Consider the following 13,628-nt stretch of genomic DNA (forward strand, 5'->3'; position numbering starts at 1 on the left):
ATGAGCTTCAATCCCTCAACATTATGGCAAGAATGCCTCTTACAACTACAAGATCAGATGTCTGCAAATGACTTCAATATGTGGTTACGTCCCTTGCAAGTAGATGCTAACAAAGAAAATTCAATCACTTTGTACGCGTCCAATGTGTTTATTAAAAGTTGGGTTGAAAATCACTATCTTGAAAAAATCAGTAAAATGATGTACCAACTTAGCCAAAACCCAAATCTTGTTATTAAAATTAAAGAAGGGGTCAAGCCCGCACCGACGAAACAACAAGAACCAGCTCAAGTTGTCGTTGAAACTACAACATCCTCAACACCAGTTAATACGGAAAATAACCCCGTATTTCGCACGAATTTAGATCCTCAATATGTTTTCGAAAATTTCGTGGGAGGTAAATCCAACCAGTTAGCGCGTTCTGCAGCACTCAAAGTGTCTAAACAACCAGGCGACAAATTAACCAATCCACTATTTTTATATGGTAGTACAGGCTTAGGCAAAACCCATTTATTACACGCCATTGGTAACAGTATTTTAGCGGACAATCCTCAAGCTAAAATTGTGTATATTCATTCAGAACGCTATGTGCAAGAAATGGTGAAAGCATTGCGAACAGAACGTATTGAACAATTTAAGAAATTCTATCGTTCTTTAGATGTATTGCTCATCGATGACATTCAATTTTTTGCAGGAAAAGATGGCACACAAGAGGAATTTTTCCATACGTTTAATTCCTTATTTGAAGGCGGTCGCCAAATTATTCTTACTTCAGATCGCTTACCAAAAGCTATTGAAGATTTCACTGAGCGCTTAACATCTCGTTTTGGCGTGGGATTGACGCTACAAATTGAACCGCCTGAATTAGAAACCCGTATTGCTATTTTACTGAAGAAAGCAGAGGAAAAAGGATTACACTTACCTGATGAAGTTGCTTTCTTTATTGCCAAAAAGTTACGCACCAATGTGCGAGAATTAGAAGGTGCTTTAAATCGCGTGCAAGCTTATGCAGAATTCACTGGAAAACCTATCACCATTGAGTTTGCGCAAGAAACCTTAAAAGATATTTTGGCTTTACAAGAAAAACTGATTACAATTGAAAATATCCAAAAAATCGTGGCAGAATATTACCGTATCAAAGTATCTGATTTAAAATCTAAAAATCGTTCACGTTCTATTGCTCGACCACGTCAATTAGCGATGGCGTTAGCGAAAGAATTAACAAACCGCAGTTTACCAGAAATTGGTAAAGCATTCGGCGATCGTGATCATACAACGGTATTACACGCTTGTCGCCAGATCCAATTATTACGGGAAACAGATACGAATATTCAAGAAGATTGGTTAAATTTAAACCGCACTTTATCCGCATAATTGTGGTCAATATCAATGAAAGGAAAATCAATATGCAACTGATTATTTCAAGAGAAGATTTATTAAAACCATTACAACAAGTATGTGGTGTACTTAGCAACCGCCCAAATATTCCTGTATTAAACAATGTATTGCTACAAGTAAATGGCAATGTGTTAACCATTACTGGAACGGATTTGGAAGTTGAGCTATCAACTCAAGCGTTGCTACAAAATAGCGGTGAAGGCAATTTCACAATTCCTGCCAAAAAATTCCTTGATATTTGCCGCAGCTTACCAGAACAATCAAGCATTACCGTAGATTTTGAACAAGATCGCGCAATTGTTCGTTCAGGCAGAACGAAATTTAACTTATCCACCTTCCCTGCAGAAGAATATCCAAATCTTGCGAACTGGCAATCAGAAGTGGATTTTGAAGTAACGCAAAATATCATTCGCCGTCTTATTGATGCAACACAGTTTTCTATGGCGAACAATGACGCTCGTTATTCATTGAACGGGATGAAATTAGAAACCGAAGGCAACTTATTACGGACTGTATCAACTGACGGTCACCGCCTTGCCGTTTGCACCATTGCTCTGGAACAGGCTTTACAAGATCATTCCGTTATCGTACCTCGCAAAGGTGTCTTAGAATTAGCCCGCCTCCTTGATGCAAACAGCGAACAGCCTGCTCGTTTAAAAATTGGAACAAATAATTTGCGTGTAGAGCTTGGCACTATCGTCTTTACTACCAAATTAATTGACGGACGTTTTCCTGATTATCGCCGCGTTGTACCTCGCAATGCAGATCGTATTTTAGAAAGCGATTGGGAGGCATTAAAACAATCTTTTGTTCGCGCTTCTATTCTTTCAACGGAAAAAGTACGTACAGTGCGTTTGCAACTTAGCCAAAATCAATTGAAAATTTTAGCAAGCAATCCAGAGCATGAAGAAGCAGAAGAAATTTTAGATGTATTCTATGAAAGCGAAGAAATGGAAGTTGGCTTTAACGCTAGCTACATTTTAGATGTACTCAACGCACTAAAATGTAATCGTGTGCGTATGCGTCTCACTGATGCGTCATCAAGTTGCTTAATTGAAGATTGTGAAGATAGCAGCGCTGAATATGTCATCATGCCAATGCGTTTATAAAACTACTGATTTTTTAACCGCACTTTATGGCTATTTCTCGCTTAATTGTCGAAAACTTTAGAAATTTAACAGCCGTTGATCTTGAATTAGATTGCGGCTTTAACTTTTTAATAGGCAATAATGGCAGCGGAAAGACTAGCCTACTTGAAGCTATTTATTACTTAGGTCATGGACGCTCCTTTAAGAGTAACGTTACGACTAGAATTATTCGTTACGAACAACCCCACTTCACATTACATGGACGTATTCAAGAGCAGCAACATCAATGGTCCGTAGGCTTACAAAAATTACGTAAAGAAGGTAACACCATTGTCAAAATCAACGGTGAAGATGGCAGTAAAATTTCCGATCTTGCCCATTTGCTTCCCATGCAGCTCATCACGCCTGAGGGACTAAACTTACTTAATGGCGGTCCCAGTTTCCGTCGAGCATTCTTAGATTGGGGGTTATTCCACCACCAAACCGCTTTTTATTCCGCTTGGTCAAATTTAAACCGTTTACTACGCCAACGTAATGCCGCTCTGCAACAGAACTATCGTTACGACATACTCAGCATTTGGGATAAAGAACTCGCTGTTTTAGCACATCAAGTTAGCCAATGGCGGCAACATTATGCGGAAGAACTCCGCCCTGAAATAGAAAAAACCTGCCAGCTATTTTTACCTGAATTAGAAATTCAAGTGAGTTTTCATCAAGGTTGGGAAAAAGATACAGACTACGCAAGTTTATTAAAAGAAAATTTCGAACGAGATAGGCAAATTGGTTATACGGTTTCAGGTCCGCAAAAAGCCGATTTTCGTTTTAAAGCCAATGGCTTACCAGCAGAAGATGTGCTATCTCGCGGACAATTAAAATTACTGATGTGTGCCTTACGACTTGCACAGGGCGAGCACTTAATGAAACAAAAAAATCGCCACTGTATTTTTCTTATTGACGATTTCGCCTCAGAGCTTGATGAAATTAAACGAGGTTTGTTAGCGGAGCGGCTCCAACATAGCCAATCTCAAGTTTTTGTCACTGCAATTACAAAAGAACAACTCAAACAAATGCAGCCTAAGCAAGCCAAAATCTTTCAATTGCACAATGGTCATATTCAATTAATCAATACATAAAAAAAGTGCGGTGAATTTCACCGCACTTTTTGTTCATTAATTCCTTTAGTCACGCGTACCATATACGACAATGGTTTTTCCATGAGCGGAAATCAAATGCTCATCTTCTAGCATTTTCAAAATGCGTCCCACCGTTTCTCTGGAACATCCTACCATTTGCCCTATTTCTTGACGTGTAATTTTAATTTGCATCCCTTCAGGATGAGTCATTGCTTCTGGCATTTTAGCCAAGTTTAATAAAGTTTGTGCAATGCGACCTGTTACATCCAAGAAGGCTAAATTACGCACTTGTTGAGAAGTAGTACGTAAACGTTTAGCAAGTTGACCAGATAAAATCATTAAAATATCTGGGTTCACTTGAACTAACTGACGGAATTTTTTGTATGAAATTTCTGCTACTTCGCAAGGAGTTCTCACTCTAACCCAAGCAGAGCGAACTTCATCTTCATTGAATAAACCTGCTTCACCAAAAAAATCTCCTGCCCCTAAATAAGTGAGCAACATTTCTTTATCGTCTTCATCTTTTGTCGACACAGAAGCCGACCCTTTGATTAAATAATAAAGGGTTTCCGCTTTTTCTCCTGCATGAATAATCGTTGTTTTCACAGGATATTTGTGAATATGGCAATGCGATATAAACCACTCTAATGTTGGATCCGCTGCATTAGCGGGTCTATGTGGTTGATATACATCAAGATGTTGAAGTTGTTCTGGCATAAATAAACCTCTACTTGCCTAAAAATAAGTCAAGAATTCATACATAATAACATTAAAGAATTCTAACGGAAAAAATCCCTTTTGTTTTTAATATCAATAGTTTCATGCAATTCTGACCAAACAATCACCACTTTTTCTTGATAAATTTGATCAAGCAAATTTTGTGTTTTTTGAGCAAGGGATAGCTCTTCTTCACCATAATCTGTACCTTCACGTAAAATGAAGCTTTCTACCAGATTAATTAAGGTTTGTTTTTCAAGTTCTTGCCATGGAATAATCATAGGAAATTACACAAATAACTGTTCTAACAATTTCCATTGCTGCTCGAAACTTTGGTTGACTGAACGACGGAAATTAGTGCGGACATAACGCATAAACTGTCCTTCACAAAAAGTAACTAAATAACTCGCTATAGTACGATCATCGGTAGCAAAGCTTTTTCCTTCGCGTAATTTACTCATTTGTAAAATATTCACAAATTGTAATTCTAAGCGATCAAAAAACTGTGCAACTCTTAATTGTAATTGCGCATCTTCAAACATGAGAGCATGTCCAGTTAATACTCTCGTCATACCTGGATTTTTTCGCGCAAAATCAAGAATCATCTGTAGGATACCATGAATTCGGTTCACTGTGTTAGTTTCCATCTTAATTGACTGAGAAATACGAATAAATAAGTTTTGTTCAATATTCTCAATCAGCGCTTCAAAAATTTTCGTTTTGCTTGGGAAATAACGATAAAGCGCAGCTTCAGAAACACCAACTGCTTCCGCAAGTTTTGCAGTTGTCATTCGTTCCATGCCCCGTTCAGAATGCAGCATGCTTGATAGCACTGCAAGTACTTGCTGGCGACGTGCTTGAACACTGCGTTTTTCTATTTTAGGTGCCGTTTTTTCTTCTGGCATAGGTTCAACTTCTGCAATTTCAAGTTGTTCAATCATTATTTCTTACCTGAATGACCAAAACCACCTTCACCACGATCTGTCGATTCAAAGGTATCAACAATATTGAATTCTGCCTGCACCACAGGTACAAAAACAAGTTGTGCGATGCGATCACCCACAGCAATTTTGAATGGTTCTTTTCCTCTATTCCACATGGAAACCATCAAAGGACCTTGATAATCACTGTCGATTAATCCGACTAAATTGCCTAACACAATACCATTTTTATGACCTAAGCCAGAACGCGGTAAAATAACTGCAGCTAAATTTGGATCCGCAATATAAATTGATAATCCCGTTGGGATCAGTTTAGTTTCTCCGGGTTGAATTTCAAATTCTTCATCCACTAATGCTCGCAAATCCAATCCAGCTGAACCAGAAGTTGCATAAGTAGGTAAAGGAAATTCGTTGCCAATACGGGCATCTAAAATTTTTACATCAATTTTTTTCATTGTTATATCCTATGATGATTTTATTTATCTTGGTAACGCGCAACAATTTCATTTGCTAAATGTTCTGCTAACTTACTTTTATCCGCAAAAGGCAATAGTTTATCACCATCTTGCCAAAATAAATGCAAGCTATTTTGATCTGCGTTAAACGCTTGTCCATTTGACACATCATTTGCACAAATTAAATCCAAATTTTTGCGTTGTAACTTATCTTTGGCATATTGCTCCACATCCTGCGTTTCAGCAGCAAAACCCACTGTAAATGGGCGATCTTTCGTTAACGCTGCCACCGTTGCAATAATGTCTGGGTTTTTAACTAGTTTCAGCACTAATTCATCTTGTCCTGCTGTTTTTTTCATTTTGTGTTCTGCAACCTCTGCCATGCGGTAATCCGCCACTGCAGCACAACCAATAAATATCTGATTCTTCACCGCACTTTCTAATGATTTTTCGTACATTTGTTGAGCAGAAATCACATTAACTCTTGCTACATTAACAGGCGTTGGCAAATTAACTGGTCCCGCTATCAAAGTCACTTTCGCCCCTCTTTTAGCAAAGGCTTCCGCAATCGCAAAACCCATTTTGCCAGAACTGTGGTTACTAATATAGCGTACTGGATCAATTGCTTCACGCGTAGGTCCTGCAGTAATCGCTACAGACAAATGTTGTAAATCTTGCTTTTTCTCTAACAACGCACAAAGTGCGGTAAAAATTTCAGCGGGTTCCGACATCCGCCCAAAACCAACATCACCACAAGCTTGCTCACCTGAATTAGGCCCAACTGTATGCAATCCTCGCGCTAAAAGTGCGGTTAAATTTTGTTGCGTTATTTTCTGCGCAAACATTTGTTGATTCATCGCAGGTGCCAGTAAAATCGGAGCTGGAGTTGCAAGACATATTGTGGACAACAAATCATTCGCCATACCAACTGTCAAACGAGCCAAAAAATCAGCAGAAGCAGGAGCAATAACAATAAGATCTGCCCATTTAGCTAATTCAATATGCCCCATAGCTAATTCAGCTTGTGGATCTAATAAAGATTGTGCAACCGCATTACCTGAAATTGCTTGCAACGTTAAAGGCGTAACAAACTCAGCGGCAGCCGGCGTTAATACAACACGTACTTCCGCTTGCGCTTTACGTAATAAACGAATAAGTTCAATCGCTTTATAAGCAGCAATGCCCCCCGTAATGCCCACAACAACGCGCTTATTGTGCAAATTTATCATTGTTAGTCCTTCTTCACATCATTTTTGCTCATTCTACTTCAAACTCAGCAATAAAACATTTTATTTTTTGATCTCCGTTCCAAAAAGATCATCTCTTCCTCGTTTTTTATAACTGATAAATACAAAATAAAATAAAAAATTTAGGAAAAATCATGTCATCTCAACCACTTATGCCTAGAGAAAAATTGCTTCAATTTGGCGCCGAAGCATTAAGTAATCAAGAATTATTAGCTATTTTCTTGCGTACGGGCATTAAAAATCTTCCCGTTATGCAACTTTCTCAAGCAGTACTTACACATTTTGGATCGTTACGAGGATTACTATCCGCCAATCAAAAACAATTTTGTGCCTTCAAAGGAATTGGCATTACTCAATTCATCCAATTGCAAGCCTGTACGGAAATGACGAGGCGCTATTTATTAGAAGAATTAAAAGTGAATCACATATTTAATAGCACAGAAACTGTACGAATGTACTTACAAACGGAATTAGAGGACCACGAACGTGAAGTTTTCCTTGTATTATTTTTGGATAATCAACATCGCCTGATTAAACAAGAAGAAATGTTTCTCGGCACCATTAATTCTGCCACCATTCACCCCAGAGAAATTATTAAAGCCGCTTTATATTGTAACGCAGCCGCCTTAATACTCGCCCATAACCATCCTTCTGGAATTTCAGAGCCTAGCAATGCGGATCGCCAAATCACACAAAAAATCAAACAGGCAACGGATCTTATTGAGATCAAATTATTAGATCATTTTGTAATTGGAAAAGGATGTTATTTTTCATTTGCCGAAAATGGTTGGCTTTGAATACAATGGTAACGATCTCATAAATTTCAAGCTAATCGACTATTTTCACGTTATAAGCAAAATTTTTGCTTGAGAAAAGAAGATAAAGCAAGTATAATTTGCGACCTTTAATATAGTAAGTGGGTCGGTTATGGCGACCTGACGAGGTAGCTATCAAGCTTTTGTCTTGATTTTGTATCCGAACCATAAGCTCGAGCTTATATTTAATTATTGGAGTTTATTATGTCTAGAGTCTGTCAAGTAACAGGCAAGCGTCCAGCAGTGGGTAACAACCGCTCACACGCAATGAATGCGACTAAACGTCGTTTTTTACCAAACCTTCACACTCACCGTTTCTGGGTTGAGAGCGAAAAACGTTTCGTAACTTTACGCTTAACAGCGAAAGGTATGCGTATTATTGATAAAAAAGGCATTGATGCAGTATTAGCTGACATTCGTGCTCGTGGCGAGAAAATCTAAGGAGCTAAAAGATGGCAGCTAAAGGTACTCGTGAGAAAATTAGATTAGTTTCAACTGCTGAAACAGGTCATTTTTACACAACAACAAAAAACAAACGTAATATGCCTGAAAAAATGGAAATCAAAAAATTTGATCCAGTAGTGCGTAAACACGTTGTTTATAAAGAAGCTAAAATTAAATAATTTTAGAATCACATTAAGAAACCCGACTTTAGTCGGGTTTTTTTATAGGAATTGATTATGCCTGAATTACCAGAAGTGGAAACGACGAAAAATGGGATATACCCCCACCTTCAAGGTTTCTATATTGAACAGATTATTGTACGTCAACCTCAGCTGCGTTGGCCTGTTAGCCCAGAACTGAGCAAAATTTCTCATGAAAAAATCACCGCACTTTCTCGCCGCGCAAAATATTTAATCCTTCATACAGAAAAAGGCGCAATCATTGGACATCTGGGTATGTCTGGTTCTGTTCGTATTGTCACAGCACAAGATCCCATTGAGAAACACGATCACTTAGATATTGTGATGAGTAATGGAAAAATCATGCGATATAACGATCCTCGCCGTTTTGGTGCATGGTTATGGACTGACGACATTGCACACTTCCCTCTATTCGCTAAACTTGGGCCTGAACCGCTATCAGAAGATTTTAATACTGATTACCTATTTAAAAAATCTCGCAAAAAAAGCACCGCACTTAAAACCTTCTTAATGGATAATGCTGTGGTAGTTGGCGTTGGCAATATTTACGCCAATGAAGTGCTGTTTCAATGTAAATTACATCCATTAAAGAAAGCTGGAAGTATCAATACTATTGAAGCAGAATTATTGGTAACAACGATAAAAAAAGAATTGCAACGTGCTATTCATCAAGGCGGAACAACATTGAAAGATTTTGTACAACCTGATGGTAAACCCGGTTATTTTGCACAAGAGCTGCAAATCTACGGCAAAGTAGATCAACCTTGCATAAACTGCGGTGAAAAAATTAAAAGTTTAATAATCGGGCAACGAAACAGTTTCTATTGCCCGAATTGTCAAAATGAATAAATAAAAAACCCGCTTTTCAGCGGGTTCCTTTAAGTGATTAATCACGTGTTTCTAATAATGAACGATAAATAATACCGCCTAAGATACCACCAACAATTGGAGCAACCCAGAAAATCCATAATTGTTCTAATGCCCAACCACCTTGGAAGACAGCAACAGCTGTACTACGCGCAGGGTTCACTGATGTATTTGACACAGGAATACTAATTAAGTGAATTAAGGTTAACGCTAAACCAATTGCGATTGGCGCAAAACCTGCTGGTGCTTTTTTATCTGTTGCACCATGAATAACGATTAAGAAAAATGCAGTTAATACAATTTCAGCAATAACTACTGCTGCAAATGAATAACCATTTGGTGAATGTTCGCCAAAACCATTTGAAGCAAAGCCACTTGCAACTGCATCAAAACCTACTTTACCTGAAGCAATAGCATAAAGTACTGCGGCACCTGCGATACCACCGATTACTTGAGATGCAATGTATGGTAAAGCCTCTTTCGCAGAGAAACGGCCACCGGCAACTAAACCTAAAGTTACTGCTGGGTTAAAATGACCACCAGAAATATGACCTACAGCGTAAGCCATGGTTAATACGGTTAAACCAAAAGCTAATGAAACGCCTGTAAAACCAATTCCTAATTCAGGAAATGCTGCCGCTAATACTGCAGAGCCACAGCCGCCAAACACTAACCAGAATGTACCAAAAAATTCAGCAAATAATTTTTTCATAAAATAAACCTCATAAAAAATAAAAATGGCGATTGCTTATCGCACCGTTCAGTTAGTCAGTAATAAATCAGAAAAATTCAACGCTTTTTGTAAAGTTTATGTAAAGTTTTTAACTTCTTTTGCAGATTGTTATTCCTTCCTTTTTTGATTAAAATACCCCTAGAAAATTTATCGTTATATCAGAGGATCTTATGGCGAATTGGGATGGAAAATATATCAGCCCCTATGCAGAACATGGCAAAAAAAGCGAGCAAGTGAAGAAAATTACGGTATCCATCCCAATTAAAGTACTGGAAATTCTCACTAATGAACGTACACGTCGCCAAATCAAGAATTTACGTCATGCTACAAATAGTGAGCTACTCTGTGAAGCATTTTTACACGCCTTTACGGGTCAACCGCTACCAACAGATGAAGATTTGTTAAAAGAACGCCATGATGAAATCCCTGAAGATGCGAAGAAAATTATGCGTGAGTTAGGTGTTAATCCTGATGAGTGGGAATATTAATCCCCAAAAGTGCGGTGAAAAAATAAAAAGTTTTATTTATTAATCCATTTATCTTTATCTTGCTTAGTTTCAAATTCCGCATCAAAAATTGTTTCTTCTTTTGTAGAAGAAGAAAACGTTCTGCCAAATGAAACAAATTGGAACTTTTTGGAAAGGTATTTCAATAACACGCTTTGAAATAAAGTTCGAGTTATGGGTAGTAATAATAAAATCGCGAGAATATCGCTTAAAAAGCCGGGGATAAGCAGTAACACGCCTGCAATCACAAAGAAAACCGATGATATTACGGCTTGAGTTGGTATTTTTCCTTCACTGAGTTGTTTTCTAATTTCCCAGACTGCCACAACCCCACGCAATTTAATCAGCCATAATCCCACGACGGATATGGCGATCATTAATAAAATTAACGGAATAACTCCAATACTAGCTCCAATATTTACTAATAGTGAAATTTCACAGTAAATATAGAAGAAAATCCCAAAAAGAAATATCAATATTGGCATGGTTATTCCTTAATTACACTAGGCTACACCGTATTGTTCACGATATGCTTTCATTGCTGGCAAGTATTCACGATATTGTTCATCTTGCTCAATAAACTGCATTAAATCATCTAAATCAACAATCGAAAGCACGTCGCATTGATAATCACGCTCGACTTCTTGAATTGCTGATAATTCGCCTTTGCCTCGCTCTTTACGATTTAATGCAATAACCACTGCACTTAAGCTCGCACCATTTGCTGCGATAATGTCCATCGCTTCACGAATTGCAGTGCCAGCAGTGATTACATCATCAACTAATAACACTTTTCCTTGCAGTGGTGAACCAATTAAGTTGCCGCCCTCACCATGATCTTTCGCCTCTTTGCGATTAAAACAAACAGGTTTATCTAAACCAAATTTGTTAAATAATGCAACCGATACCGTTGTACCAATAGGAATACCTTTATAAGCAGGTCCAAAAATTACGTCGTAATTCAATTGGCTTGCTTGAATTGCTGCTGCATAAAACTCACCTAAACGTGCTAAGTCAGCCCCTGTGTTAAATAAACCAGCATTGAAAAAGTAAGGACTTTTACGACCTGACTTTAAGGTAAATTCACCAAAACGTAATACATTGCGACTTAAGGCAAATTTAATAAATTCAATTTTATAATCTTGCATAATTTCCACCGCACTTTTAGTTTGCTAATGCTGCTCGTTGAGCCACAAAAATTTGTTCACAGCCCTGTTTTGCTAAATCTAACAAGGTTAATAATTCGGCATGGCTAAATGGCTCGCCTTCAGCAGTGCCTTGCACCTCAATCATTCTGCCATCTTCCATCATCACAACGTTCATATCCGTTTCAGCCGCACTGTCTTCCACATATTCCAAATCACAAACTGCTTCGCTATCAACAATACCAACTGAAATAGCGGCAACTAAGCCTTTGATTGGGTTGGTTTTTAAGATGCCTTTTTCTAATAAGCCATTAATCGCATCAATTAAGGCAACACAAGCACCAGTAATCGAAGCAGTACGCGTACCGCCATCAGCTTGAATCACATCACAATCTAAGGTAATAGAACGTTCACCTAAGGCTTCCAAATCCACCATTGCACGCAATGAACGTGCAATAAGACGTTGAATTTCCATCGTGCGTCCGCCTTGTTTACCTTTCGCGGCTTCACGTTGCATACGGCTATGTGTTGAACGAGGCAACATACCATATTCAGCAGTGACCCAGCCCTGCCCTTGACCTTTCAAAAAGCGCGGTACAGTTTCTTCCACTGTTGCAGTACAAATCACTTTGGTTTCACCAAATTCTACCAAAACTGAACCTTCCGCATGTTTTGTATAATGACGAGTAATTTTAATTGGACGGGGAGCATTCGCCGCTCGATTATTTGGACGCATAATAAATTCCTTACAATGTGCAACATGCACGCTTAAAAAACGCGGTTATTCTAACATGCAAACTAACATCAATAAACTTTCTTTATATATCCACATACCTCCTCAAATGTATTAATACTTATTTCTAAAACTTTCGTTTTTTTGTGATCCAGTTCTCAGTTTTCGATTTTTATTCTTTTACAAAAGAAAAAGAAATATTATTATTAATTCAAAAGATATCGAAAGATAACATAATATACCTTCAAACAGGAGAGCAAAAATGGATAGTATGAAACAAATCCGCCTCAATAAACTATATGGTCAAGACAAAATTTTCCGCGCCTTAGCAATAGATCAACGTGGAGCGTTAAAGCGTATGCTAGGAGAAGATGCAACAGATACTGAATTAATGTCTTTTAAAAGTTTAGTCTCTAAAACGCTAACTTCACAAGCATCTGCCATTCTATTAGATCCAGAATATGGTTGGCCTGCTGCTGATTATAAAGATAAATCATGCGGGTTGATTATGGCATATGAGAAAACAGGTTACGATAAAAATATTCCAGGTCGTCTACCAGATCTCATTGATGATGTATCGGTTAAAAGACTTAAAGAGAAAGGCGCTGATGCCGTTAAGTTACTTCTATATATTGATGTTGATGAATCTCCGACAATTAATGATCAAAAAATAGCGTTTGTAGAACGAGTTGGTTCAGAATGTGTTGCTGAAGAAATGCCTTTCTTTTTAGAAATATTAACTTACGATTCAGAAATTTCGGATAAGAAAGAATTTGCTAAGATAAAACCAAGAAAAGTAAATGAAGCAATGAAATTATTTTCCGAACCACGCTTTAATGTAGATGTACTCAAAGTAGAAGTTCCTGTTGATATGAATTTTGTTCAAGGATTTGGCAATGAGGAAGTATATAGTCAAGATACAGCTAAAGACTATTTTAAACAACAAAGTGAAAGTACCCATTTACCATTTATTTTCTTAAGCGCTGGCGTTTCACCTAAACTATTCCAATCAACATTAGAATTCGCTAAATCATCAGACTCTCATTTTAATGGTGTACTCTGTGGAAGAGCAACTTGGGGCGGAAGTACGGAGTTTTTCAAAAATGAAGGAGCTGAGCAAGCAGAAAAATGGTTATTTGAACAAGGACTAAAAAATATTACTGAATTAAATGAAGTGCTTATGCGAACAGCAACACCAGTAAAATAATT

General features: G+C 37.8%; 18 protein-coding genes. 9 read left to right on the plus strand and 9 right to left on the minus strand.

Going from position 1 to position 13,628, the window contains the following annotated elements; all coding sequences use genetic code 11:
• The 3 genes from dnaA to recF are packed head-to-tail and all read left to right on the plus strand — an operon-like array spanning nucleotide 1 to nucleotide 3,616.
• A complete protein-coding gene (gene dnaA / locus ACUXZ4_RS00005) occupies nucleotides 1-1,371 on the plus strand; it encodes a chromosomal replication initiator protein DnaA (RefSeq protein WP_464973042.1) in 1,371 nt (456 codons plus the stop codon).
• Nucleotides 1,372-1,403: 32 nt separating this feature from the next.
• Entirely contained in the window at nucleotides 1,404-2,504 is a 1,101-nt protein-coding gene (gene dnaN / locus ACUXZ4_RS00010; RefSeq protein ID WP_464973043.1) for a DNA polymerase III subunit beta, read from the plus strand.
• A 26-nt stretch (nucleotides 2,505-2,530) separates the two neighbouring features.
• Nucleotides 2,531-3,616 (plus strand): DNA replication/repair protein RecF, encoded by a 1,086-nt coding sequence (gene recF, locus ACUXZ4_RS00015; RefSeq protein ID WP_464973044.1) that lies wholly within the window; start codon nucleotides 2,531-2,533, stop codon nucleotides 3,614-3,616.
• A 45-nt stretch (nucleotides 3,617-3,661) separates the two neighbouring features.
• On the opposite strand, the gene crp is transcribed toward recF, so the two are convergent.
• The 5 genes from crp to coaBC form a co-directional block, all read right to left on the minus strand.
• Nucleotides 3,662-4,333, minus strand: coding sequence for a cAMP-activated global transcriptional regulator CRP (gene crp / locus ACUXZ4_RS00020; RefSeq protein WP_464973045.1), 672 nt, complete (start codon nucleotides 4,331-4,333; stop codon nucleotides 3,662-3,664).
• Between the two features lie 62 nt (nucleotides 4,334-4,395).
• A complete protein-coding gene (locus tag ACUXZ4_RS00025; protein WP_464973046.1) occupies nucleotides 4,396-4,614 on the minus strand; it encodes a YheU family protein in 219 nt (72 codons plus the stop codon).
• Between the two features lie 6 nt (nucleotides 4,615-4,620).
• Complete coding sequence (slmA, locus tag ACUXZ4_RS00030; RefSeq protein WP_464974033.1) at nucleotides 4,621-5,277, minus strand: nucleoid occlusion factor SlmA; 657 nt, start codon at nucleotides 5,275-5,277, stop codon at nucleotides 4,621-4,623.
• Entirely contained in the window at nucleotides 5,274-5,729 is a 456-nt protein-coding gene (dut, locus tag ACUXZ4_RS00035) for a dUTP diphosphatase (protein ID WP_464973047.1), read from the minus strand. The genes slmA and dut overlap by 4 nt, the downstream gene beginning before the upstream one ends.
• Before the next feature lie 20 nt (nucleotides 5,730-5,749).
• On the minus strand, nucleotides 5,750-6,958 hold the full coding sequence (gene coaBC / locus ACUXZ4_RS00040; protein ID WP_464973048.1) for a bifunctional phosphopantothenoylcysteine decarboxylase/phosphopantothenate--cysteine ligase CoaBC: 1,209 nt from the start codon (nucleotides 6,956-6,958) through the stop codon (nucleotides 5,750-5,752).
• 152 nt (nucleotides 6,959-7,110) lie between these two features.
• Between coaBC and radC the strand changes: the two genes are divergently transcribed.
• The 4 genes from radC (at nucleotide 7,111) to mutM (ending at nucleotide 9,284) form a co-directional block, all read left to right on the plus strand.
• Nucleotides 7,111-7,773 (plus strand): RadC family protein, encoded by a 663-nt coding sequence (gene radC, locus ACUXZ4_RS00045; protein WP_464973049.1) that lies wholly within the window; start codon nucleotides 7,111-7,113, stop codon nucleotides 7,771-7,773.
• Nucleotides 7,774-7,995: 222 nt separating this feature from the next.
• Nucleotides 7,996-8,232 carry a 50S ribosomal protein L28 gene (gene rpmB / locus ACUXZ4_RS00050; RefSeq protein WP_005717521.1) on the plus strand — a complete coding sequence of 79 codons (237 nt, stop codon included), beginning with the start codon at nucleotides 7,996-7,998 and terminating at the stop codon, nucleotides 8,230-8,232.
• A gap of 11 nt (nucleotides 8,233-8,243) precedes the next feature.
• Nucleotides 8,244-8,414 (plus strand): 50S ribosomal protein L33, encoded by a 171-nt coding sequence (gene rpmG / locus ACUXZ4_RS00055; RefSeq protein WP_464973050.1) that lies wholly within the window; start codon nucleotides 8,244-8,246, stop codon nucleotides 8,412-8,414.
• A gap of 57 nt (nucleotides 8,415-8,471) precedes the next feature.
• Complete coding sequence (gene mutM, locus ACUXZ4_RS00060) at nucleotides 8,472-9,284, plus strand: bifunctional DNA-formamidopyrimidine glycosylase/DNA-(apurinic or apyrimidinic site) lyase (RefSeq protein WP_464973051.1); 813 nt, start codon at nucleotides 8,472-8,474, stop codon at nucleotides 9,282-9,284.
• Nucleotides 9,285-9,321: 37 nt separating this feature from the next.
• Here mutM and aqpZ read toward each other — a convergent pair whose 3' ends face one another.
• Nucleotides 9,322-10,014 (minus strand): aquaporin Z, encoded by a 693-nt coding sequence (gene aqpZ, locus ACUXZ4_RS00065; RefSeq protein WP_464973052.1) that lies wholly within the window; start codon nucleotides 10,012-10,014, stop codon nucleotides 9,322-9,324.
• A 191-nt stretch (nucleotides 10,015-10,205) separates the two neighbouring features.
• On the opposite strand from aqpZ, the gene metJ reads away from it, so the two are divergent.
• The gene (metJ, locus tag ACUXZ4_RS00070) at nucleotides 10,206-10,523 is read left to right on the plus strand and encodes a met regulon transcriptional regulator MetJ (RefSeq protein WP_464973053.1); all 318 of its coding nucleotides are present in this window, start codon (nucleotides 10,206-10,208) and stop codon (nucleotides 10,521-10,523) included.
• Nucleotides 10,524-10,555: 32 nt separating this feature from the next.
• On the opposite strand, the gene ACUXZ4_RS00075 is transcribed toward metJ, so the two are convergent.
• From ACUXZ4_RS00075 to rph, 3 genes are read right to left on the minus strand one after another with little or no spacing between them, the layout of a single operon-like run.
• On the minus strand, nucleotides 10,556-11,026 hold the full coding sequence (locus ACUXZ4_RS00075) for an FxsA family protein (RefSeq protein WP_464973054.1): 471 nt from the start codon (nucleotides 11,024-11,026) through the stop codon (nucleotides 10,556-10,558).
• A gap of 18 nt (nucleotides 11,027-11,044) precedes the next feature.
• Nucleotides 11,045-11,689: an orotate phosphoribosyltransferase gene (gene pyrE / locus ACUXZ4_RS00080; RefSeq protein WP_464973055.1), complete on the minus strand. Its 645-nt coding sequence runs from the start codon at nucleotides 11,687-11,689 to the stop codon at nucleotides 11,045-11,047.
• A gap of 16 nt (nucleotides 11,690-11,705) precedes the next feature.
• Nucleotides 11,706-12,422 carry a ribonuclease PH gene (gene rph, locus ACUXZ4_RS00085; RefSeq protein WP_464973056.1) on the minus strand — a complete coding sequence of 239 codons (717 nt, stop codon included), beginning with the start codon at nucleotides 12,420-12,422 and terminating at the stop codon, nucleotides 11,706-11,708.
• Between the two features lie 259 nt (nucleotides 12,423-12,681).
• Here rph and ACUXZ4_RS00090 point away from each other — a divergent pair, with 259 nt between their 5' ends.
• The gene (locus ACUXZ4_RS00090) at nucleotides 12,682-13,626 is read left to right on the plus strand and encodes a tagatose 1,6-diphosphate aldolase (protein ID WP_464973057.1); all 945 of its coding nucleotides are present in this window, start codon (nucleotides 12,682-12,684) and stop codon (nucleotides 13,624-13,626) included.
• Nucleotides 13,627-13,628 lie beyond the last annotated feature (2 nt).

The organism is Reella acinonychis, from assembly GCF_052828705.1.